This window comes from Pseudomonas sp. COW5 (assembly GCF_026240005.1).
GTDB lineage: Bacteria > Pseudomonadota > Gammaproteobacteria > Pseudomonadales > Pseudomonadaceae > Aquipseudomonas > Aquipseudomonas kribbensis.
The window spans coordinates 2,063,384-2,085,153 of sequence record NZ_JAPHVP010000001.1 but is presented as its reverse complement, the minus strand read 5'-3'; the positions used below and the strand labels follow the sequence as shown (position 1 = coordinate 2,085,153).

Here is a 21,770-nt window from a genome sequence, read left to right as displayed (position 1 = left end):
AGATGTCTGCGTGTTTTTTGACCAGGAGCAGCCCCATGAGTCCGTTGAACCTCGCTTCACCGCCGCCGCCACGACGGCTCAAACGTCTGCCCCTGGCCCTGTTGCTGGCGGGGAGTGCCAGTTGTAATCAGGGTTACGCCGATGAGGCCCAGCCCCCTGTCTCGGCAACCTCAGGCAAAACAGCGACCGCCACTTCACAACTGGAAACCGTGACGGTCACCACCCGCCGTCGCGAGGAAAGTTCGCAGGATGTACCGACGCCGATGAGCGTGGTCAGCGGCCAGACCCTGGAGACGCAGCGGGTCTATCGCATCCAGGATCTGCAGCAACTGGTGCCCAGCGTCAATGTCGCCTATATGCATGCGCGCCAGTCGAGCGTGTCGATCCGCGGCCTGGGCAACAACCCGGCCAGTGACGGCCTGGAAGGCAGCGTCGGCCTGTACATCGACAACGTTTATCTGGGCCGCCCGGGGATGGCGGTGTTCGACTTGATGGACATCGAACAGCTCGAAGTCCTGCGCGGGCCGCAGGGGACGTTGTTCGGCAAGAACACCACCGCCGGGGTGATCAACATCAGCACCCGCGCGCCGAGTTTTACCCCGGAGCGCAGCATCGAAACCTCGGTCGGCGAGGACGGTTACTTCCAGACCAAGGGCACGCTTTCCGGACCGCTCAACGATCAACTGGCCGGCCGAATTTCCGCCTATCGCACCCGCAGCGATGGCGACATCAAAAACGAATTCAACGGTCATGACTTGAACGGCGGTTCCCGCGACGGCTTCCGGGCACAGCTGTTGTTCAAGCCCAACGAGAATTTCAATCTGCGCTGGATCGGTGATTACAACGAAGAGGATTCCAGTGCCGGCACCCGCGTGCTGTATAACACCGGGCCGACCATCAACGGCGTCAACCTCTATCAGTCCCGGGCCAACGCCGCCGGCGCGACGCTGGTCAACGGCTCGCACCGCAAGGTCAATCTGGACAACGACCAGCACGTCACGGTGCATCAGGGCGGCACGTCGGTGGAGGCCAATTGGACACTGCCGAGCGACTTCACCCTGACCTCGATCAGCTCCTATCGCTACTGGAATTTCACCCCGGCCAACGACGATGGCCTCAACGTTGCGGCGACCTATAACGCCGGGGTTTCTGTCGAGGACAAACAGTATTCGCAGGAATTTCGTCTGGCATCGCCCAAGGGCGAGTCCTTCGATTACGTGCTCGGCGCGTACTACTTCGGCTCGGACCTGGACAACAAGTCCTTCGCCTATTACGGCCCCCAGGCCGACATCTGGAACGGCACGCCACGGGGCGCATTGGCCAACGTCGGCAGTGTCGGTCGCGGCCACATCCAGACCGACAGTTTTGCGCTGTTCGCCCAAGGCACCTGGCACCTGACACCGCGTCTGGATTTCACCGCCGGGGTGCGTGGCACCTATGAAGAGAAGAACGCCTGGGTCAATCGTGATGCACCGGTCGGTGGCGCCGCTGTCACGGGTGCCGCAGCCACCGCGCGACGCGGCCGGACTGGCGCCTACGATTCCGGCGATCTGAACCAGTACAGCTCCAGCCCATCCGGATTGCTCAACCTCAGCTATCGCATCACCGATGATCTGCTCGGCTACGCGACGCTGTCCCACGGCGAGAAATCCGGCGGGGTCAACCTTGTGGTGGGTTCGGCACCAACTGCCGGCGCCGACTCGCTGCTGATCGGCACGGAGCGCGCCAACAACGCCGAACTTGGCTTCAAGAGCACCCTGTGGGACCGCCGCCTGCAGCTCAACGCCAACCTGTTCTGGACTCAGGTCAACGCCTACCAGACCAACGCCTACGACGACGTCAATCGTGTGCAATACCTGACAAACGCCGGCTCGGTGCGTTCGCGAGGTGTGGAATTCGAAAGCACCGTGATCCCGCTGCGCGGCCTGACTTTGAACTTCAACGGCTCGTTCAACGACGTCAGCTATCTCTCGTACAAGGACGCGCCGTGCCCGCCGGAAGTCAGCCTGGCACCGGGTGCTCCAGCCTCTTGCGATCTCAGCGGTCATCAGGTGGTCGGCGCCTCGAAATGGATCGGCAACGCCAACGGCAAGTACGAATGGAATCTGGCCAACGGGCTGCAACCTTACGTCACCGGCAGCTACGCATTCCGCTCCAAAGCGGTGGGCACGGTCGAAGATTCCGACTACGGCCAGATCCCGAGTTACGCGGTGGTCAATCTCTCCACCGGCCTGCGCGGCGATTTCAATCAGGGCCAGTGGGACGTCTCGCTGTGGCTGAAAAACGCCTTCGACAAAACCTACTACACGACCCTGTGGACCGGCGGCAACGGCGGTTATGAAGGCCTGCTCGGCACGCCACGCACCCTCGGCGTCACCGGTCGCTACGACTTCTGATCGATCCCTCAAGGAGCTGCATCATGTTGCGCATCAAAACCGCTTTACCGGTGTTGTTGTCCGGCGCAGTGCTCAGCGCCGGGGCGCTCGCCGCGCCCAGCGTCTATCCCACCGGTGTCACCCGATACGACCCGGCCAAGGCCTTCAATCAATATGTGATCTTCAGCGGTGCCGACAAGCAGACGCACCTGATCGACATGAACGGCAACGAAGTGAAGAACTGGCCTCAGGCCGGATTCCCGTCGGCAATCATCGACCCGAAACTGGTCGGTGGCGAGCGCGGCCATGTGTTGCTGCAACTGAGCGAAAAGGATCCGGGCAAGCTCGGTTCCGCCGGCAACGGCCTCGGCAATCAGAGCATCGGCGAGCTGGACTGGAACGGCAAAGTCGTCTGGCAGTGGGGCGACAAGGCGCCCGGTGGCGCCGCGCAACAGCATCACGACCAGCGTCGCCTGAGCAACGGCAACACCGTGGTGTTGGCGAACAAGGTGCACAAGGTCAAAGGCTTCAAAGTGCCCGAGGTGATCGACGATGCGATCTACGAAGTCAGCCCTACGGGCGAGGTGAAATGGCAGTGGCTGGCGTCGGATCACTTGAACGAGTTCGGCTTCACCGCCGAACAATTGAAGCTGGTGCGGGCCAGTGAAAATCCGGATTACCTGCACATCAACAACCTCAGCCTGGTCGGGCCGAACAAGTGGTTCGATGCCGGCGACAAACGCTTCAACCCGGACAATCTGCTGCTCGATTCACGCAACGCCAACTTCATCGCGATCATCGACAAACACAGTGGCAAAGTGGTCTGGCGCCTGGGGCCGAACCTGCCGCTGGCCAACCCGAAAACCGCGCAGCAGACTCCGCGTCCGGTGGACCAGTTTGTAGGTCAGCATGACGCGCACATCATCCCGGCCGGACTGCCCGGCGCCGGCAATCTGCTGGTGTTCGACAATCAGGGTTCGGCGGGTTATCCGAACGTTACGCTGGGGCTGATTTCCGGCTCGCGGGTGCTGGAAATCGACCCGGTGAAAAACGAAATCGTCTGGCAGTACAGCGCGGCCAATTCGAAGCAGCCGGGATGGGCGTTCTACAGCTCGTTCATCAGCAGCGCGCGGCGTTTGCCCAACGGCAACACGCTGATCGACGAGGGCATGAACGGACGGTTTTTCCAGGTGACGGCCAGCGGCGAAAACGTCTGGGAATACGTCAGCCCCTATCTGGGCAAGGCACCGGGTAGCGACGCGATCAGCAACTGGGTCTATCGGGCTCTGCCCGTGAGTTATGACTGGGTGCCGGCCGGAACACCGCGTTCAGAGACGGCCGTGATTGCGCCGGCCATTGGTGTGCAACAGACCCATGCCATTCGTTAGTTCTTAAGGCTCTTCCGAATCGAAATAAGTTATGAGCGACATGAATAGTGCATATAGCAATATCGTTGAAAAGTCCCGTGGACAATAAGTGAATGGCGAACCATTCTGAGTGTCGTGAGTTTCCAGGAGGAAACTTGCTCTCATCGGAAGACACTTATCCAACGATAAAGGAAATCTCGTTATGTCGAGCATTAATGGCAACTATGTAAACGCTAACGCTGGCGCCAAACTGACGATTACCGATGGCAACGACTCCAACGGCACCTTCAGCGGAAAATTCAGCCAGAACGGCGTGAACTACGACATCGCGTACGGTCACTACCACTTCCAGAACAGCACCGGGCAGCCTACGATCATTACTTTCGCGGCTCTGAATGACGGCACTGGCTATCAGTCCTGGACCCTGTTCTCGCCGGATCACAACTACTCGAAAGTTCGTGCAGTGGGTTCGCGCACCAACTTTGACGGTGATGTAGTCGGTCTGGCCGGGGAGTTTGTGAAGCAATAAGAAATTCTGCAAGTCGAAGGCCGATGCATTAAACATGCATCGGCCTTTTTATTTGTCTCTTGAAAAGTTCGTCAACTATCACCTTGGAATTAGTTGTCACCGGATCCCGGGTCATTAATAACCCGATGCCTTGGATGAATACTTTTTATGCCCCAAAAGCATGTCGATTCGGGCGAATCGCTGAAAGCCTTGCGGGCCGTGGCTTTGGCGGAAATGACCGTTTCTTATATTCCATAAACATCTATTCATAACATGAAAGATTACTTTCGGAGATAAGCCTACAGCCCCAATGATTGACCCATCGATCACGCCGTGGGGGATTCAACAAGCGGCGGATCTGCTACGCGAAAAAACGCAAAGAGACCGCAGGGAGTAAATCAATGGGCAATGTCCAGACCGCCGCCAGTGCACAGGAGGTGCTGTGGCGCCAGGCGCCGAGCGGCGAGTTGGTCGATCTCGGCCGGCCCCATCGCGTGCCATTGGGGCAACTGCGTTTGCAGCGTGCGCCGAAGGGCATTCTGAGCCGCCGCGAAACGATTCTGCTCGGCGTTCTGGCGCTGGTGGTGCATGGCGCGGTGATCTACTGGATCAACCAGCATCCGACACCGGCGCTGCCGATCGTGCCGCCGGAAATTCCACCGATGACCATCGAATTTTCGCGCCCGGCACCCCCGGCGCCGCCTGTGGTTGTACCGCCGCCACCGGCACCTGTGGTCGAGCCTCCACCGCCGGTAGAGGACGAACTGGCAACCAAGCCGCCACCGAAACCGAAGCCGATTCCCAAACCAAAACCGGTCGCCAAACCGGTACCGAAGCCGGCGCCCAAAGCTGTCGAGCAACCGCCGGCTCCGCCACAACCGGCCGCTCCGGTCGCCGCGCCTGCGCCACCCGCACCACCGGCACCTGCTCCGGTGACCCCGGCCTCGGCCAACGCCGCATACCTGAAGAACCCGGCGCCGGAATATCCGTCGCTGGCCCAGCGTCGCGGTTGGGAGGGCACGGTGTTACTGCGGGTGCACGTACTGGCCAGCGGCAAACCGGGCGAGATCCAGATTCAGAAAGGCAGTGGCCGGCAACAGCTCGACGACGCGGCGCTGGACGCCGTGAAGCGCTGGAGCTTCGTACCGGCCAAGCAGGGTGATGTCGCCCAGGACGGCTGGGTCAGCGTGCCCATCGATTTCAAGATTCACTAAACCGAAACCAAATTCGCGCGAAATGTTTACACGAGGGAACACATCATGACGTTACTGGCATCTCCACTGGAATCCATCGAAAGCGCGGTGATCTGGCTGCTGGTGGTCTTCTCTGTCGCCACCTGGGGCCTGGCATTGCTCAAGGCGCTGCAGTTCGGCCGGTTGAAGGCGCAGGACCGCAAATTTCACAAGCGCTTCTGGGCGGCGTCGAGTCTGGACTCCGCCGCCGAGTTGAGCGAAACCCAGCCCGGCGCGGCAGCGCGGGTGGCACAGGCCGGTTACGCGGCGATTCAAGTGGGCGAGGCGCCGCAGGCCAATGACCTGAGCCAGGCGATCAACCATCAGGACCGCCTCGAACGTGCCTTGCGCCAGCAGATCGTCCGCGAGCGTCGTTCGCTGGAAACCGGTCTGGCGGTGGTCGCGAGTATTGGCAGCACCTCGCCGTTCATTGGCCTGTTCGGCACGGTGTGGGGAATCATGGAGGCGTTGAAAGGCATCAGCGCGGCGGGCTCGGCGAGCCTGGAAACGGTCGCAGGGCCCATCGGTGCGGCGCTGGTCGCCACCGGTGTGGGGATCGCGGTCGCGGTGCCGGCGGTGCTGGTTTACAACTACTTTTTGCGTCGTCTGAAACTGACGGCGGCGGACCTGGACGACTTTGCCCACGACTTCTACAGCCTGGCGCAAAAGAGTTCGTTCCGCGTGCTGATCCATCCGACCGCGCACAAGGCTGCGGCCCAGGGCAACGCAACAAAAGTGAAGGAGGCGTCCTGATATGGCCTTCTCCACGCAAGACAGCGACGAGGTGCTGAGCGAGATCAACGTGACGCCGCTGGTGGACGTGATGCTGGTGCTGCTGGTGGTGTTCATCGTCACCGCGCCGCTGCTGACCAACGCGATACCGATCAACCTGCCGAAGACCGAAGCGGTGGCGCCGGTCGAGCAGAAAGACCCGTTGGTGGTGAGCATCGACGGTGCTGGAAAACTGTTTATCAACAAGGACGAAATCCAGCCGGACCTGCTGGAGTTCAACCTCAAGTCGGCCAAGGCCAAGGACCCGGAAGTGCGTGTGCAATTGCAGGCGGACGACGGGGTGAATTACGGCGAAGTGGCGCGAGCCATGGCTTCGATTGAGCGGGCGGGCATCACCAAACTGTCGGTGATCACTGCACGATAAGGGTTTCACGTTTTTCCGGGGCCGTCTCCTTGGCAGGGTGCGGCCCCTTTTTTTGCTTGATACTTAATATTCTTTTCAGGTCTTAATAAATAGCTTCTTATTCCTTAACGAATATAAATCCCGTCCCTATACTCGATCAGGAACAGACACGACGCAGGAGAGCTCCCCCATGCGCAACGAATCAATCCGTTATCTGATTGTGCCGGGCTGGCAAGGATCGCCAGAAGATCATTGGCAAAGCCATTGGCAGAACAGTCTGCCGAACAGCGCGCGGGTGGAGCAGGCCGACTGGCTGACGCCGCGTCGTGAAGACTGGGTCGCCGCGCTGGCCGAGGCGATTGCCGCCGACAGCACGCCGGTGATTCTCATCGCTCACAGCCTGGGTTGCATCACTGTGGCGCACTGGGCGGCTACCGCGCCGCTGCAGCATTTGCGTCAGGTACGCGGTGCGCTACTGGTCGCGCCGGCGGATGTGGAGCGTCCGGCCTGCGTGCCGGCACTGCGCAACTTTGCACCGATTCCGACCGAACTGCTGCCGTTCCCGAGTCAGGTCGTCAGCTCCGACAACGACGCCGCCGTCAGTGCGCCGCGTGCGCTGGAACTGGCGCGCAACTGGGGCGCCGAGGCGGGGATTCTCGCGGGCGCCGGCCATATCAATGTGAAGTCCGGGCATCAACGCTGGGAGCAGGGATTCGCGTATCTGTATCGCCTGCAGAACCGCATGGAACACCACGCCCGGCGTCGTGCCTGACCACTTTTATTTTTTCAGCGCCCCCGTCTCCCGGCGATTTGGGGCGGGAGTCTGCCATGAGTTTCGAAACCTTCGGCCAGCCGTTGCTGACCTTTCCCGATGCGGAAAAAAGTCCCCTGAGCATTCGCGCCAAGGCGCTGGTGTTCGTCGATCCACGCTCGCGTCAGTTGCGCGAGGAAATGGCCCGACTCGCACCGCGCTCGATCTCGGTGCTGATTCGCGGCGAGACCGGCACCGGCAAGGAATTGCTCGCCCGCCACATCCATCGCGCCAGTGATCGCAGCGGCTTGTTTGTCTCGGTCAACTGCGGCGCGATCAGCCCGACGTATGCCGATGCCGAACTGTTCGGCTACGCCGCCGGCAGTTACAGCGGTTCAGCCAGCAGTCGCGCCGGCTGGTTCGGCTCGGCCAACGGCGGCACCTTGTACCTGGATGAAATCGGCGACCTGCCGCTGCCGATCCAGATCAAATTGCTTTCCGCGCTGGAAAACCACGAAGTCACCCGGGTCGGTGCGCATCAGCCGAGCCCGGTGGACGTGCGCCTGGTGGCGGCGACCAGCATCGATCTGGCGCAAGCAGTGGCGGCGGGGAAATTCCACGAGCGGCTTTATCACTATCTCAGCGAAGGGCATCTGGAACTGCCGGCGTTGCGCGCGCGGGTCGGTGACATTCTGTCGCTGGCCGAGTACTTCCTCGGCATCTACAGCCAGCGTCTGGATCTGCCGGTGCCGCTGATCAGCGAAGCGGCGCAGGAGGTGCTGGAGCAGCACAGCTGGCCGGGCAACACCCGGGAGCTGGAAAACGTCATTCACTTTGCGCTGCTGGTGAGCACTGGCGATGAAATCCTGCCGGAGCACCTGAACCTGCCCGAGGTGTCTGGGTCGCTGGTTCAGATCGAACGTCAGGTGGCGAGCATCAGCGCCAAAGGGACAGCCGGGGAACGTAAGGCATTGAAAGAATTACTGTTGAACCTGAGCGAGGCTTTGTAACCATTCTGTTCAACATGAACAAAATGGAATATGAAGCTGAATAAACGTTATTGTCCGGGAATAAAAAATCCCGGTATTGTCCGACTCACGCCAGCAGTAGCACATCGCTGGCACACGTATTGATGCCGTCGTCGATGACGACCGTGATTTTCGACTAAGGACACTGCATGAAAAAGGTTCTGTTGTTTACCGCATTGGCGGCTGCTCTGACTGCTTCCCTGGCCCAGGCCGGCGAAAAACTGGTGGTCGCCGCGACCCCGGTTCCACACGCCGAGATCCTCGAGCTGATCAAACCGACCCTCGCCAAAGAAGGCGTGGATCTGGAAATCAAGGTCTTCACCGACTACGTACAGCCGAACGTGCAGGTGGGCGAGAAGCGTCTGGACGCCAACTACTTCCAGACCCTGCCGTACCTGAACAGCTTCAACCAGGGCAAATACAAGGACGACAAGGCCAAGTACCTGGTGACCGTACAAGGCGTTCACGTTGAACCGTTCGGTGGCTACTCGAGCAAGTACAAGACCCTGGCTGAACTGCCGGACGGCGCCACCATCGCCATTCCGAACGAAGGCAGCAACAGTGGTCGTGCGCTGATCCTGCTGCAGAAGGCTGGCCTGATCGAACTGAAAGATCCTAAAAACGCTTTGGCCACGCCGAAAGACATCGCCAAGAACCCGCACAACTTCAAGTTCAAGGAACTGGAGTCGGCTCTGCTGCCGCGCGTTCTGAAAGAAGTCGACCTGGACATGATCAACACCAACTACGCGCTGGAAGCCAAGCTGAACCCGACCAAGGACGCTCTGGTGATCGAAGGCGCGGATTCGCCTTACGTGAACTTCCTGGTCGCCCGTGAAGACAACAAGAACAGCGACGCCATCAAGAAACTGGCCGCTGCCCTGACCAGCCCGGAAGTCAAAGCGTTCATCGAGAAGAAGTACAACGGCGCGGTATTGCCGGCGTTCTGATCTGACGCAGCGACACAACCCCTTCAGGTATGAAAACGCCGATGGCCAGTGATGGTCATCGGCGTTTTTGTGTGTGCAGGTGAGGGTGTCTTTAAGCTCAGGCTATTCCGGTCTTCAGCGCCCGGCGCAACGCCACCAACAATTTCACGATTTCCTGCGGATCCAGTCGCTGCGGCACTTTTACGTCCATGTTCTCTTCCTTGTTATGGGTTCGGCCGGGGGAGTCTGGCCAAAAGCTGTTCGTCCTTGGAGGGCTTTTATGCAAAAAAGATCCGTCCTACAGCGCTGGGGACAATAGCCTTCCTCCTTCTTCCCGGCAAACCCGCCGATTAGTTTTTTGCGTGATATCAATATGCTTTAACGGTATTTAAATTCTTCTTTTTATACCTTTAAAGTCGGTGCCTGCAGGACAGCTACCCGCTGTCCATGGACTGCACCACCGTCGCTTACCGAGCGGCGTCAGGATGTTTCATGACCTTCGATTACGCATTTATCCTCAGCACGTTGCCGGCGTTTCTCAAAGCCGTGGGCGTGACGCTGCAGGTCGGTTTGATCGCCATTGGCACCTCGTTGCTGGTAGCGCTGCTCAACGCGACGATTCTGGTGTTCCGCACGCCTTACCTGCAAAAACTGGTCGGGCTGTATGTGGAGCTGGCGCGCAACACGCCGCTGCTGATCCAGCTGTTCTTCGTCTACTTCGCCTTGCCGGCCCTGGGGATCAAGGTCTCCGGTTTCACGGCGGCGATCATCACCATGACGTTTCTCGGCGGCGCCTACCTCACCGAAGTGCTGCGCGCCGGCGTCGATGCGGTACCCCAGGCGCAGCTTGAATCGGGCCGCTCCATCGGTCTGTCCCACGGTCAGTTGCTTCGTTACGTGATCCTGCCGCAAGCGGGGATCCTCAGCCTGCCGTCGCTGTTCGCCAATTTCATTTTCCTGCTCAAGGAGACCACCGTGGTCTCGGCCGTTGCGGTGCCGGAGATTCTCTACACCACCAAGAGCTACATCGCGCTCTACTACAAAACCTACGAAATGCTCGCCGTGCTCACGCTGATCTGCGTGCTGTTGTTCCTGCCACTGTCGCTGCTGTTGAGCCATCTGGAAAGGAGGCTCCAGCATGGCCAGTTCGGGTCTTGAACTGCTCTGGGTGTCCTTACCGCAATTGGCCAAGGGCGCCGGGCAAACCCTGTCGATCTCGTTCCTCAGCATCGCCATCAGCACCGTCGGCGGCGTGCTCTACGGTGTGCTGCGCACGCTCAACGTGACGTGGCTGAACGCGGTGCTGCGGATCTATCTGGAACTGTTCCGGGCAATCCCGGTGCTGGTCTGGTTGTACCTGCTGTTTTTCGGTCTGCCGATTTTCTTTGGCCTGAGCCTGCCGAGCTTCTGGTGCACGGTGCTGGTGCTGTCGCTGTGGGGTGCCAGCGAGGTCGGCGAAGTGGCGCGTGGTGCGCTGCATTCGTTGCCGCGCGGGCAGCGTGAGGCGGGGTTGTCGATCGGCCTGAGCGCGGCGCAGCTCTACGGCTACGTGCTGCTGCCCCAGGCGCTGAAACGCATGACGCCACCGACCATCAACGTCTACACGCGGATCATCAAGACCAGTTCGCTGGCGGTGCTGATCGGCGTGGTAGATGTGATCAAGGTCGGCCAGCAGATCATCGAGCGCACCTACGAATCGGTGCTGATCTACGGCGCGCTGTTTCTGTTTTTCTTTTTCATCTGCTACCCGCTGTCGGCCGCCTCGCGCGTGCTGGAGCGGCGCTGGACGCAAGCATGAGTGCATTGATCGAGTTTCAGGGTTTCAACAAATTCTTCGGCGAACAGCAGGTGCTCAAGGGCATCGACCTGCAAGTGAAGTCCGGCGAAGTCATCGTCATCCTCGGCCCCAGCGGCTGCGGAAAAAGTACCCTGCTGCGTTGCCTGAATGGCCTGGAAGTCGCCCACGGCGGCAGTCTGAAATTCGCCGGCCGCGAGCTGCTGGACAAGGCCACCGACTGGCGCGAAGTGCGTCAGCAGATCGGCATGGTGTTTCAGAGCTATCACCTGTTCCCGCACATGAGCGTGCTCGATAACTTGCTGCTCGGCCCGCTCAAAGTGCAGAAACGCCAACGCCGCGAAGCGCAGCAACAAGCCGAAGCGTTGCTCGAGCGCGTCGGCCTGTCGGACAAACGCGATGCCTTCCCGCGCCAGCTCTCCGGCGGCCAGCAGCAACGCATCGCCATCGTTCGCTCGTTGTGCATGAACCCGCGAGTGATGCTTTTCGACGAAGTCACCGCCGCCCTTGATCCGGAGATGGTCAAGGAGGTGCTGCAAGTGATTCAGGGCCTGGCCCGCGAAGGCATGACCCTGTTGATCGTCACCCACGAAATGGCCTTCGCCCGCGCGGTGGCCGACCGCATCGTGTTCATGGATGCCGGGCGCATCCTCGAACAGAACCCGCCCGAGCTTTTCTTTACGAACCCGCAAACCGCACGCGCGCAGCAGTTCCTGGAGAAGTTCTCCTACGTCGAAGCCCTGCCTTCGACGACTTCGCCAACAACGATTCAAACCAAGGAACCGGAACTGCCATGAAAACTGCCAAAGCCTTATTCGCATTACCGCTGATCAGCCTCGCGTTGCTGGCCGGCTGCAACAAGTCCGAAGAACCGGCCAAGCCGAAAGTCGCCAGCGAAAGCACTGCGCCGGCGGGTTACCTGGACAAGATCAAGGCCCGCGACAAACTGATTGTCGGCGTGTTCACCGATAAACCGCCGTTCGGTTTCGTTAATGAAGCAGGGCACTACGTCGGCTTCGATACCGACATCGGCCGCCAATTCGCCAAGGATCTGCTGGGCGACGAAAACAAGGTCGAGTTTGTGGCCGTGGAGCCGGCGAGCCGCATTCCGTTCCTGCAAAGCGACAAGGTCGATCTGATCCTCGCCAACATGACCGTGACTCCGGAGCGCAAGGAAGCGGTGGAGTTCACCAACCCTAACCTCAAGGTCGCGGTGCAGGCGCTGGTGCCGCAGAGCAGCGACGTGAAGAAACTCGATGACCTGGCGACCCGCACCACCATCGTCACCACTGGCACCACCGCCGATATCTGGCTGACCAAGAACCATCCGGACTGGAAACTGCTGAAGTTCGAGAAGAACTCCGAGTCCTTGCAAGCCTTGGCCAACGGCCGTGGCGATGCCTACGCCCAGGACAATCTGGTGTTGTTCAGCTGGGCCAAGCAGAACCCGGGCTACCGCGTGCTGGATGAAAAACTCGGCGCCGAAGCCCCGATTGCACCGGCGGTGAAGAAGGGCAATATCGAATTGCGCGACTGGGTGAATGCGGAGTTGGCCAAGCTTGGCGAAGAGAAATATCTGCTCAAGCTGTATGACCAGTATGTGCGTAAAGAACTGAGTGATGACACCAAGCCTGAGAGTGTGATTGTTGAAGGTGGGAAGTGGCAGGGGTGATTGTCTGACAGGTCGGCAGTGAGGCTTCCCCCTCACCCCAACCCTCTCCCCAGGGAGAGGGAGCTGATCTTCATGCTTTTCAAATCCTGAGTTCGGCTCAAATCTTTCAGGTCGGTGTTACTCGAAAGAACAATTCGGTCAGTCCCCTCTCCCTCTGGGAGAGGGCTAGGGAGAGGGCTAGGGTGAGGGGCTCTTCAACTGGCACACCTAATCCGGCCAATTCCACGCCGGCTCATCCAGCACCCTCTGCCCGACCACTCCCGTCTGGCCGAGGGTCTTCTCCAGCACGATGCAATTGCATTCCTCATCTTCCTGCAACGCCGAAATCAATCGCCGCGCATGTGAAACCACCCACACCTGACACTCCTGCGAAGCACGGATGATCAACCGCGCCAGCGCCGGCAACAGGTCCGGATGCAGGCTGGTTTCCGGTTCGTTCAGCACCATCAGCGAAGGCGGGCGTGGCGTCAGCAGCGCGGCGACCAGCAGCAGATAACGCAACGTGCCATCCGACAATTCCGCTGCCGACAACGGTCGCAACAACCCTTCCTGAAAGAACTCGATGGCAAAGCGTCCGCCGGCCAGCGGTGCGATGTTCAATCGTGCGCCGGGAAATGCGTCGCTGATCGCTGCCTGCAATGCCTCGGGATCGCCGATTTCGATGATGGTGCGCAACGCCGCCGCCAGATCGCGGCCGTCGTGATGCAGCACCGGTGTGCGCGTGCCCAGTTGTGGCTGGCGCACCGGGGCGTCGGCGTCGCTGCGAAAGTGATCGTAGAAGCGCCAGCGGCGGATGAACTCGCGCATCTGGAACACTTCCGGCGAAGTGCGCAGGCTGCCGACCTGATCGAACAGGCTGTCGAAATTTGGCGTGTGCTGCGCCAGCACGTCCCAGCTGCGACCCTCGCGGGTACGGATCATCGGCCCGTCGCGATCCACCAGTAGACTGGCCGGGCGATACAGCGGCCCGGCCCAGATGCATTCCTTTTTGATTTCCGGGTCGAGGGAAAAGAAAGAAAGGCTCGGCTCGGGCAAGCCCAGCGCAATCGAATAACTGAAATCCTCCCCGGCAAAACCCAGCCTCAGACGCTTCACGCCCTGGCGCACGGTGGACTGGATCGGCACCTCACCATTGCGCATGCGCCGGCTGATGGTTTCCGGCCCGGCCCAGAACGTCGACTCCAGCCCGCCTTCGCGAGCCAGTGCATTGACCACGCCGCCCTGAGCGGTTTCCGCCAGCAGCCTCAGCGCCCGGTAGAGGTTGGATTTGCCGCTGCCGTTGGGGCCGGTGATCAGGTTCAGCCGACCCAACGGAATCACCAATTTATTGATCGAGCGGTAATTGGCCACCGCGAGGGTTTTGAGCATGAAAATCCTTCCTGGGTGCTCCGGAATCCGGGTCAGGATACCTGCTGCACATAAATGCATATATCGCCCGGACGAAGGTTGAACCCTGTTCTAAGCTCACAGTCGTATCGTCACTTGCACGTTCGTACACAGGAAGGAGTCTGCATGGCGAGTCCCGGATTGAAAACAGCCGCCCTGTTGGGCCTGCTCGCTTTGCTCGCCGCCTGCGGCGAAAAAAAGGCGCCCCAGGAGTATCTGCCGCGCGTCTTCGTGCAAGAGGTCAAGCCCGCGGACTTCGCGGCGTCGGTGACCCTCACCGGCGATGTTCAGGCCAGGGTGCAGACCGAGTTGTCGTTCCGGGTCGGCGGCAAGATCATCCAGCGCATGGTCGATGTCGGTGACCGCGTCTCGGCCAAACAGGTACTGGCCAAACTCGATCCCAAGGACTTGCAGACCAACGTCGATTCCGCCCAGGCCCAGGTGCTGGCCGAGCAGGCGCGGGTCAAACAGAGCGCTGCCGCGTTCGTCCGCCAGCAAAAACTGTTGCCCAAGGGCTACACCAGCCAGAGCGAATACGATTCCGCGCAAGCGGCATTGCGCAGCAGCCAGAGTGCGTTGAGCGCGGCTCAGGCGCAGTTGGCCAACGCCAAGGATCAACTGAGCTACACCGCGCTGATCGCTGATGCGCCGGGCATCATCACCCAGCGTCAGGCCGAGGTCGGCCAAGTGGTGCAGGCCACGGCGCCGATCTTCAGCCTGGCCCGGGACGGCGATCGCGACGCGGTGTTCAACGTTTACGAATCTCTGCTGGCCGAACGCCCGGCAGAGCGTTCGATTGTGGTCAGCCTGCTCGACAACCCGGCCATCAAGACCACCGGCACCGTGCGTGAAATCACCCCGGCGGTGTCGGCGCAGTCCGGCACAGTGCAGGTCAAGGTCACCCTGGACAGCCTGCCCCAGGGCATGCAGCTCGGTTCGGTAGTCAGTGCCACCGCCAAGGGCAGCGGCAAGTCAGCAGTGGAGTTACCCTGGTCGGCCCTGACCAAGAACATCAGTGAACCCGCCGTATGGATGGTCGACGACAAGGGTGAGGCGCAACTGCACAACGTCACTGTCGGCCGTTACCTGACCGGGCACGTGATCATCAGCGAAGGGCTCAAGGGCGGCGAAAAAGTCATCGTTGCTGGTGGGCAGTTGCTGCATCCGGGGATGAAAGTCGAGATCGCCGAGAACACCTACAAGGAACTGCAACCGGGAGCACAGCCATGAAGCCTTTGTGGGTGATGTCTGTCGGGCTGCTGCTGGCTGCCTGTTCCAAGAGCGAGCCACCGCCCGAACCGGTGCGGCCGGTGCTGTCGATCAAGGTCCAAGCGCTGAACGAGGAAACCCTCGGTCGTTTCGCCGGCAGCATTCAGGCGCGTTACGAGAGCAACACCGGATTCCGCGTCGGCGGCCGGATTGCCAGCCGTAACGTCGACGTGGGTGCCGAGGTGGAGAAGGGCACCTTGCTCGCCACCCTCGACCCGTCCGACCAGCAGAACCAGTTGCGTTCGGCCCAGGGCGATCTGGCGAAAGTCGAAGCACAACTGATCAACGCCCAGGCCAATGCCCGGCGTCAGCAGGCGCTGTTTGATCGCGGGGTCGGCGCCCAGGCGCAACTGGACATCGCCACCACCGATCTGAAAACCACCCAGGCATCCCTCGACCAGGCACGGGCGGCGGTCAATCAGAGCAAGGATCAGCTCGGCTATACCGAACTGCGCTCCGACCACAAAGCCGTGGTCACCGCGTGGAATGCCGAGGCCGGTCAGGTGGTCACCGCCGGGCAGCAAGTGGTGACGCTGGCGCAACCGGACATCAAGGAAGCAGTGATCGATCTGCCGGACACGCTGGTCGATCAGATCCCCAGCGACGTGGTGTTTCTGGTGGCCGCGCAACTCGATCCGAGCATCAACACCACCGCCGTCATCCGTGAGATCGAACCACAGGCGCAAAGCGCCACGCGCACCCGCCGCGCACGCTTGACCCTGGCCAGCACGCCACCGGGCTTCCGTCTCGGTACGGCGATCAGCGTGACCCTCAGTTCGGCGATCAAGCCGCGAATCGAATTGCCTGCGACAGCCTTGCAGGAGGCCGACGGCAAAACCCGGATCTGGGTGATCGACCCGCAAAGCAAAACCGTTGCTCCGCGCGACGTCAGCGTGACCAGCCGTACCGACAGCACTGTGGTGCTGGCCGGCGGGGTCAAGTCCGGCGAGCGTGTGGTCAGCGCCGGCGTCAACAGCCTCAAACCCGGACAAGCCGTGAAACTCGACGAGGACAGTCAATGAAAGGGTCTTTCAATCTCTCCGAATGGGCCCTCAAGCATCAGTCGTTCGTCTGGTACCTGATGTTCGTCGGGCTGCTGATGGGGGTGTTCTCGTACTTCAATCTGGGGCGCGAGGAAGACCCGTCGTTCACCATCAAGACCATGGTGATCCAGACCAAATGGCCGGGCGCGACCCAGGAAGAAACGCTCAAGCAGGTCACCGATCGCATCGAGAAAAAACTCGAAGAGCTCGATTCCCTCGACTACGTGAAAAGCTACACCCGCCCCGGTGAATCAACGGTCTACGTGTACCTGCGCGACACCACCAGCGCCAAGGACATTCCGGAGATCTGGTACCAGGTGCGCAAGAAAATCGACGACATTCGCGGCCAGTTTCCCCAGGGGATTCAGGGGCCGGGATTCAACGATGAGTTTGGTGACGTGTTCGGCTCGGTCTATGCGTTCACCGCCGACGGCCTGACGATGCGGCAACTGCGCGATTATGTGGAACAGGCGCGTGCCGAGATTCGTAATGTGCCGGGGCTGGGCAAGATCGAGATGGTCGGCCAGCAGGATGAAGTGATCTATCTGAACTTCTCCACCCGCAAACTGGCGGCGCTGGGCATCGATCAGCGGCAAGTGGTGCAAAGCCTGCAATCGCAGAACGCCGTGACCCCGGCGGGTGTGATCGAGGCCGGCCCCGAGCGGATCTCGGTGAGAACCTCCGGGCAGTTCGCCTCGGAAAAGGATCTGGCCGAGGTCAATCTCAAGCTCAATGACCGCTTCTATCGACTGGCCGATATCGCTGAAATCAGCCGGGGTTACGTCGACCCGGCGACCCCGGAATTCCGCTTCGACGGCAAACCGGCCATCGGTCTGGCAATCGCCATGCAGAAGGGCGGCAACGTCCAGGCCTTCGGTAAGGCGCTGCACGCACGCATCGATCAACTCACTGCTGACTTGCCGGTAGGCGTCGGCGTACACACCGTTTCCGATCAGGCGGTGGTGGTGGAAGAAGCCGTCGGCGGCTTCACAAGTGCGCTGTTCGAAGCGGTGGTCATCGTGCTGGTGGTCAGCTTTATCAGCCTCGGCGTGCGCGCCGGTCTGGTGGTGGCGTGCTCGATCCCGTTGGTGCTGGCCATGGTGTTCGTGTACATGGAGTACAGCGGCATCACCATGCAGCGGATTTCCCTCGGAGCACTGATCATCGCCCTCGGGCTGCTGGTGGACGACGCGATGATCACCGTGGAAATGATGGTCACGCGCCTGGAAATGGGCGAAACCAAGGAGCAGGCGGCGACGTTCGCCTACACCTCGACGGCGTTCCCGATGCTCACCGGCACGCTGGTGACCGTGGCCGGTTTCGTGCCCATCGGACTCAACGCCAGCTCCGCCGGTGAGTACACCTACACACTGTTTGCGGTGATCGCGGTGGCGATGATCGTGTCATGGATTGTGGCGGTGTTCTTCGCGCCGGTCATCGGCGTGCACATTCTCAGCACCAACGTGAAGCCCCACGAGGCTGAACCTGGACGCATCGGACGGGCGTTCAACGGCGGTCTGCTGTGGTGCATGCGCAATCGCTGGTGGGCCATCGGCATCACGGTGCTGTGCTTTGTCCTGGCGGTGTTCTGCATGCGATTCGTGCAGAACCAGTTCTTCCCGTCTTCCGACCGCCCGGAAATTCTGGTCGACCTGAACCTGCCGCAAAACGCCTCGATCGATGAAACCCGCAAGGCCGTCGACAAGCTCGAAGCCACGCTCAAGGGCGACCCGGACATCGTGCGCTGGAGCACTTACATCGGTCAGGGTGCGATCCGTTTCTACCTGCCGCTGGATCAACAACTGCAGAACCCTTACTACGCGCAACTGGTGATCGTCAGCAAAGACTTCAAGGCCCGCGAAGCCTTGAGTCAGCGCCTGCGAGATCGCCTGCGCCAGGACTTCGTCGGCATCGGCAGTTACGTGCAGGCCCTGGAAATGGGCCCGCCGGTGGGTCGTCCGATCCAGTACCGGGTCAGCGGCAAGGACATCGATCAGGTGCGCAAACACGCCATCGACCTGGCCACCGAACTGGACAAGAGCCCGCACATCGGCGAGATCATTTACGACTGGAACGAGCCCGGCAAAGTCCTGCGCATCGACATCGCCCAGGACAAGGCGCGGCAGCTCGGTCTGTCCTCGGAGGATGTGGCCAACCTGATGAACAGCATTGTCAGTGGCTCGCCGTTGACCCAGGTCGATGACGATATCTACCTGGTCAATGTGGTCGGGCGGGCGGTGGATTCCGAGCGCGGTACGCCGGAAACCCTGCAGAACCTGCAGATCGTCACGCCCAACGGCACGTCGATTCCGCTGCTGGCCTTCGCCACCGTGCGTTATGAACTGGAGCAGCCGCTGGTGTGGCGTCGCGATCGTTTGCCGACCATCACCATCAAGGCTTCGGTGCGCGATGAAATTCAGCCGACCGATCTGGTGAAAGTCCTCAAGCCGACCATCGATGACTTCGCCGCCAAACTGCCGGTGGGTTACAAGGTCGCTACCGGCGGTACGGTCGAAGAGAGCGGCAAGGCCCAGGGGCCGATTGCCAAGGTCTTGCCGCTGATGCTGTTCCTGATGGCGACCTTCCTGATGATCCAGTTGCACAGTGTGCAGAAGCTGTTCCTGGTGGCCAGCGTCGCACCGCTGGGGCTGATCGGCGTGGTGCTGGCGCTGGTGCCGACCGGTACGCCGATGGGCTTTGTGGCGATCCTGGGGATTCTGGCGCTGATCGGCATCATCATCCGCAACTCGGTGATCCTCGTGACGCAGATCGAGGAGTTCGAGCACAAGGGCTACTCGCCCTGGGATGCGGTGGTGGAAGCCACCGAGCACCGACGCCGGCCGATTCTGCTGACTGCTGCGGCGGCGAGCATGGGCATGATCCCGATCGCCCGGGAAGTGTTCTGGGGGCCGATGGCCTACGCGATGATCGGCGGGATTGTGGTGGCGACATTGCTGACGCTGCTGTTCCTGCCGGCGCTGTATGTGGCCTGGTACAAGATTCGCGAGCCGAAGAAAAACTAGATCAAAAGCTTCCCTCACCCTTGGGTGAGGGGAGTCAGATCTTGCGCCAGACACTCGCCAGCCACGGCTGCTGCTCCCGCGGCAGCCCCGCCGGCCGGTAGTAATGCTCAAGTTCCAAGAATCCAGCGGCCGTCAGCAACCCGCGCCACGCCTCCAGATCGTGATACGAGCCATAACGCGGCCCGTTCCAGCCTTCACGGTTGTCCCCACGTGGATTGGAGCTGAACAGCACGCCGCCCGGTTTCAGTGTCCCGTGCAACTGCTTCAACACCCGTGGCAATTCCTGCAACGGCACATGGAACAGCACCGCGTTGGCGAAGATGCCGTCGAAGCGCGCTGCCGGCAGATCCAGCTTCAGGAAATCCTGGCACCACACTTCACAGCCACTGTCTTCCCGAGCCATCTGCGCGAATTTTTCCGCACCATCGAGGCCGACAGCGATGTGCCCCATCCAGGTAAAGGTCTGCAAATCCCGCCCCGGTCCACAGCCGAAATCGAGAATGGAAAACGGCGCTTCGCCCTGAATATGCCGCAGCAGGGCGTCGATGTTCTGGCTGACATCGTGGTCGCGGGTGCCTTCACGAAAATCTTCGGCCACCGCGTTGTAGTGGCCGAGGGTGGTGGCGGTGATTTGCTCAAGGTCGGTGGGGGTCTGTTTCATGGTCGGGGCGCGGTGGGATGTGGGTCTGGCCAATATACGCCATACCGGATCAGTCCCGTGCGCGGGCGGTAACCATTTACCGCACCGAGCGGTCCGGTAACAGTTGAAATAGCGCCTTTGCGACAGGCGACTGTCGCCATACCGACCCATTCAGCACGGCTTCTTCAAAGCAGGATTTCCTATGGTCAACGGTCGTAAGTCACCTCTCACTTCATCACCCAATCGTCTTGCGACAGACCCGATGCCGAGCCTCAAACGGCCCGGTGACATAGCCATGACTCAAGCTCCAGAGATCAAGGTCGTGCGGCATGTTCTGGGGTTGGAACAGGCAATGCCGTTAACTTCCGATGTGGGCATCACTGTCACCGGAATGCCCACGATAGAAAGTGCTTCCATCCGGTCCGTGGTGAGGTCGCTTGAAAACTATCGCCTGAGGCTGCCTCTCCATCTGCCGGTCGCGGATGGCCAAGGCATCAGGCGATTCAAGGGACGCGAATTCGTTGACGTCGCCCCGGGCGAGATCGTGCAGGTCCGGCAGGATGCGATTACGGGTGAGTACCGGGCGACGCTTTCAGTCGAGTCGACTGCGTCGGGGCCGACGCTGGCCCTGGATCCCCGGACGATGCTGTGGGGAGCCGAACAGATGTCGATTCCGGGAGAGATCGATAACGTCATGAGTGCTCGACCCCATCCGGATCTGACTGATCACAAGCCCTCAATGGCCACGGAGGCTGCAATTGAGCCCGGTAGGCTTTACGAAGGCCGGGACGATGTGTTCGAACGTCGAGCTTCACGCACCGTGGAGATCGTTGCACGTGGAATAAGTCAATTTGGTCCACAGCACTCGGCCATATTGCGTGCGGAACTGAGCGCCACGCACCGGATCTTCTCCGATGCAGGCAATGGACTCGCTGCGAACTACGTTGAGGCCGGAAGCATTTTCCAGGGATATTTCGGCAAGCATCATGCGCTCGTCAGAGCGCAGCTCGCCGATTGCCTGTCGCGAGGCGAGGCGCTCTCAACGGAGTATCAGGGACCGTGGGGACAGGACAAATTCGTGGGAGTGAAATTTGACCAGGATCGCAGGGCGTGGATGTACTCGATCGATTTTCATGGTCGGTTCTTTATCAGTTTGAATCACCTTGAGGAGGGTAATTTTGCGGCCGTTCTGGGTCATGAAATGCTCCATACGAATAGAATCAACCGATTCAAGAGCGTTGGGCCCGGCGCACTGGATTTCTTCTACCTGGATGCGCGTATGGGAAATGCACTGGATCGTCCTGTGCCTGTTTACGACATCGCTGAGCGAGGTGTTTCCGAAGCCATCATGCAAGGAGGCATGACGGTGGCCTATCTGGAGGGATTCACGAGCGACCACAGCAGTTTCACGAACGGAGTCAGAGACGGTCTGGGGCTCTCCGGAAAACTGGATGTCCAGGCGGCCGTCGACCTGTTCAACGTCATCCCGTCTCTTCGGACATGGATGGCCTCGAGAAATGCCGACAGCATCATTTATGCCGCTAAAAGCATGCAGGCGCTGCACCAGACCAGAACAGCCGATAGCCAATTGCTGATCGGTCTGTTGGAGAGCTGATACAG

The 21,770-nt window shown here is 60.5% G+C and carries 19 protein-coding genes; 17 read left to right on the top strand and 2 right to left on the bottom strand.

The genetic code is table 11. The features are described from left to right. Positions 1 to 35: 35 nt before the first annotated feature. The 13 genes from OQ248_RS09450 (at position 36) to OQ248_RS09390 (ending at position 12,789) form a co-directional block, all read left to right on the top strand. Positions 36 to 2,396, top strand: coding sequence for a TonB-dependent receptor (locus OQ248_RS09450; protein ID WP_265812679.1), 2,361 nt, complete (start codon positions 36 to 38; stop codon positions 2,394 to 2,396). 23 nt (positions 2,397 to 2,419) lie between these two features. Then, positions 2,420 to 3,763 (top strand): aryl-sulfate sulfotransferase, encoded by a 1,344-nt coding sequence (locus OQ248_RS09445; protein ID WP_265812678.1) that lies wholly within the window; start codon positions 2,420 to 2,422, stop codon positions 3,761 to 3,763. A gap of 181 nt (positions 3,764 to 3,944) precedes the next feature. Continuing rightward, positions 3,945 to 4,271, top strand: coding sequence for a hypothetical protein (locus OQ248_RS09440; protein WP_007952780.1), 327 nt, complete (start codon positions 3,945 to 3,947; stop codon positions 4,269 to 4,271). A gap of 380 nt (positions 4,272 to 4,651) precedes the next feature. Then, positions 4,652 to 5,464 (top strand): energy transducer TonB, encoded by an 813-nt coding sequence (locus tag OQ248_RS09435; RefSeq protein ID WP_265812677.1) that lies wholly within the window; start codon positions 4,652 to 4,654, stop codon positions 5,462 to 5,464. A 45-nt stretch (positions 5,465 to 5,509) separates the two neighbouring features. Next, positions 5,510 to 6,235 carry a MotA/TolQ/ExbB proton channel family protein gene (locus tag OQ248_RS09430; protein WP_007952775.1) on the top strand — a complete coding sequence of 242 codons (726 nt, stop codon included), beginning with the start codon at positions 5,510 to 5,512 and terminating at the stop codon, positions 6,233 to 6,235. Position 6,236: 1 nt separating this feature from the next. Continuing rightward, a complete protein-coding gene (locus OQ248_RS09425; protein ID WP_003220570.1) occupies positions 6,237 to 6,638 on the top strand; it encodes a biopolymer transporter ExbD in 402 nt (133 codons plus the stop codon). 169 nt (positions 6,639 to 6,807) lie between these two features. Beyond that, positions 6,808 to 7,389 (top strand): alpha/beta hydrolase, encoded by a 582-nt coding sequence (locus OQ248_RS09420; RefSeq protein ID WP_265812676.1) that lies wholly within the window; start codon positions 6,808 to 6,810, stop codon positions 7,387 to 7,389. A 56-nt stretch (positions 7,390 to 7,445) separates the two neighbouring features. Then, on the top strand, positions 7,446 to 8,378 hold the full coding sequence (locus tag OQ248_RS09415; RefSeq protein ID WP_248744109.1) for a sigma 54-interacting transcriptional regulator: 933 nt from the start codon (positions 7,446 to 7,448) through the stop codon (positions 8,376 to 8,378). 167 nt (positions 8,379 to 8,545) lie between these two features. Beyond that, a complete protein-coding gene (locus OQ248_RS09410; protein ID WP_007952772.1) occupies positions 8,546 to 9,343 on the top strand; it encodes a MetQ/NlpA family ABC transporter substrate-binding protein in 798 nt (265 codons plus the stop codon). 471 nt (positions 9,344 to 9,814) lie between these two features. After that, entirely contained in the window at positions 9,815 to 10,480 is a 666-nt protein-coding gene (locus OQ248_RS09405) for an amino acid ABC transporter permease (protein ID WP_248738688.1), read from the top strand. Continuing rightward, positions 10,461 to 11,120, top strand: a complete 660-nt coding sequence (locus tag OQ248_RS09400; RefSeq protein ID WP_265812675.1) for an amino acid ABC transporter permease — start codon at positions 10,461 to 10,463, stop codon at positions 11,118 to 11,120. The genes OQ248_RS09405 and OQ248_RS09400 overlap by 20 nt, the downstream gene beginning before the upstream one ends. Then, positions 11,117 to 11,914, top strand: a complete 798-nt coding sequence (locus OQ248_RS09395; protein ID WP_265812674.1) for an amino acid ABC transporter ATP-binding protein — start codon at positions 11,117 to 11,119, stop codon at positions 11,912 to 11,914. The genes OQ248_RS09400 and OQ248_RS09395 overlap by 4 nt, the downstream gene beginning before the upstream one ends. After that, positions 11,911 to 12,789, top strand: a complete 879-nt coding sequence (locus OQ248_RS09390) for a transporter substrate-binding domain-containing protein (RefSeq protein WP_265812673.1) — start codon at positions 11,911 to 11,913, stop codon at positions 12,787 to 12,789. The genes OQ248_RS09395 and OQ248_RS09390 overlap by 4 nt, the downstream gene beginning before the upstream one ends. A 207-nt stretch (positions 12,790 to 12,996) precedes the next feature. On the opposite strand, the gene OQ248_RS09385 is transcribed toward OQ248_RS09390, so the two are convergent. After that, positions 12,997 to 14,157 (bottom strand): AAA family ATPase, encoded by a 1,161-nt coding sequence (locus tag OQ248_RS09385; RefSeq protein ID WP_119428588.1) that lies wholly within the window; start codon positions 14,155 to 14,157, stop codon positions 12,997 to 12,999. A gap of 144 nt (positions 14,158 to 14,301) precedes the next feature. Here OQ248_RS09385 and OQ248_RS09380 point away from each other — a divergent pair, with 144 nt between their 5' ends. The 3 genes from OQ248_RS09380 to OQ248_RS09370 are packed head-to-tail and all read left to right on the top strand — an operon-like array spanning position 14,302 to position 19,510. Further along, complete coding sequence (locus tag OQ248_RS09380) at positions 14,302 to 15,405, top strand: efflux RND transporter periplasmic adaptor subunit (protein ID WP_119428589.1); 1,104 nt, start codon at positions 14,302 to 14,304, stop codon at positions 15,403 to 15,405. Beyond that, entirely contained in the window at positions 15,402 to 16,466 is a 1,065-nt protein-coding gene (locus tag OQ248_RS09375) for an efflux RND transporter periplasmic adaptor subunit (protein ID WP_265812672.1), read from the top strand. The genes OQ248_RS09380 and OQ248_RS09375 overlap by 4 nt, the downstream gene beginning before the upstream one ends. Further along, positions 16,463 to 19,510 (top strand): efflux RND transporter permease subunit, encoded by a 3,048-nt coding sequence (locus tag OQ248_RS09370; protein WP_265812671.1) that lies wholly within the window; start codon positions 16,463 to 16,465, stop codon positions 19,508 to 19,510. Before OQ248_RS09375 ends, OQ248_RS09370 begins: the two co-directional genes overlap by 4 nt. A 34-nt stretch (positions 19,511 to 19,544) precedes the next feature. On the opposite strand, the gene OQ248_RS09365 is transcribed toward OQ248_RS09370, so the two are convergent. Further along, on the bottom strand, positions 19,545 to 20,171 hold the full coding sequence (locus tag OQ248_RS09365; protein ID WP_265812670.1) for a class I SAM-dependent methyltransferase: 627 nt from the start codon (positions 20,169 to 20,171) through the stop codon (positions 19,545 to 19,547). Between the two features lie 274 nt (positions 20,172 to 20,445). Between OQ248_RS09365 and OQ248_RS09360 the strand changes: the two genes are divergently transcribed. Further along, positions 20,446 to 21,765: a hypothetical protein gene (locus tag OQ248_RS09360; RefSeq protein WP_265812669.1), complete on the top strand. Its 1,320-nt coding sequence runs from the start codon at positions 20,446 to 20,448 to the stop codon at positions 21,763 to 21,765. Positions 21,766 to 21,770 lie beyond the last annotated feature (5 nt).

Bases quoted from the DNA above. Each gene is read 5' to 3' on its own strand.
- OQ248_RS09375 (WP_265812672.1), top strand. From the start codon at position 15,402: ATGAAGCCTTTGTGGGTGATGTCTGTCGGGCTGCTGCTGGCTGCCTGT.
- OQ248_RS09400 (WP_265812675.1), top strand. From the start codon at position 10,461: ATGGCCAGTTCGGGTCTTGAACTGCTCTGGGTGTCCTTACCGCAATTG.
- OQ248_RS09435 (WP_265812677.1), top strand. From the start codon at position 4,652: ATGGGCAATGTCCAGACCGCCGCCAGTGCACAGGAGGTGCTGTGGCGC.
- OQ248_RS09380 (WP_119428589.1), top strand. From the start codon at position 14,302: ATGGCGAGTCCCGGATTGAAAACAGCCGCCCTGTTGGGCCTGCTCGCT.
- OQ248_RS09430 (WP_007952775.1), top strand. From the start codon at position 5,510: ATGACGTTACTGGCATCTCCACTGGAATCCATCGAAAGCGCGGTGATC.
- OQ248_RS09385 (WP_119428588.1), bottom strand. From the start codon at position 14,157: ATGCTCAAAACCCTCGCGGTGGCCAATTACCGCTCGATCAATAAATTG.
- OQ248_RS09420 (WP_265812676.1), top strand. From the start codon at position 6,808: ATGCGCAACGAATCAATCCGTTATCTGATTGTGCCGGGCTGGCAAGGA.
- OQ248_RS09360 (WP_265812669.1), top strand. From the start codon at position 20,446: ATGACTCAAGCTCCAGAGATCAAGGTCGTGCGGCATGTTCTGGGGTTG.
- OQ248_RS09425 (WP_003220570.1), top strand. From the start codon at position 6,237: ATGGCCTTCTCCACGCAAGACAGCGACGAGGTGCTGAGCGAGATCAAC.
- OQ248_RS09440 (WP_007952780.1), top strand. From the start codon at position 3,945: ATGTCGAGCATTAATGGCAACTATGTAAACGCTAACGCTGGCGCCAAA.
- OQ248_RS09450 (WP_265812679.1), top strand. From the start codon at position 36: ATGAGTCCGTTGAACCTCGCTTCACCGCCGCCGCCACGACGGCTCAAA.
- OQ248_RS09365 (WP_265812670.1), bottom strand. From the start codon at position 20,171: ATGAAACAGACCCCCACCGACCTTGAGCAAATCACCGCCACCACCCTC.
- OQ248_RS09370 (WP_265812671.1), top strand. From the start codon at position 16,463: ATGAAAGGGTCTTTCAATCTCTCCGAATGGGCCCTCAAGCATCAGTCG.
- OQ248_RS09445 (WP_265812678.1), top strand. From the start codon at position 2,420: ATGTTGCGCATCAAAACCGCTTTACCGGTGTTGTTGTCCGGCGCAGTG.
- OQ248_RS09390 (WP_265812673.1), top strand. From the start codon at position 11,911: ATGAAAACTGCCAAAGCCTTATTCGCATTACCGCTGATCAGCCTCGCG.
- OQ248_RS09410 (WP_007952772.1), top strand. From the start codon at position 8,546: ATGAAAAAGGTTCTGTTGTTTACCGCATTGGCGGCTGCTCTGACTGCT.
- OQ248_RS09395 (WP_265812674.1), top strand. From the start codon at position 11,117: ATGAGTGCATTGATCGAGTTTCAGGGTTTCAACAAATTCTTCGGCGAA.
- OQ248_RS09405 (WP_248738688.1), top strand. From the start codon at position 9,815: ATGACCTTCGATTACGCATTTATCCTCAGCACGTTGCCGGCGTTTCTC.
- OQ248_RS09415 (WP_248744109.1), top strand. From the start codon at position 7,446: ATGAGTTTCGAAACCTTCGGCCAGCCGTTGCTGACCTTTCCCGATGCG.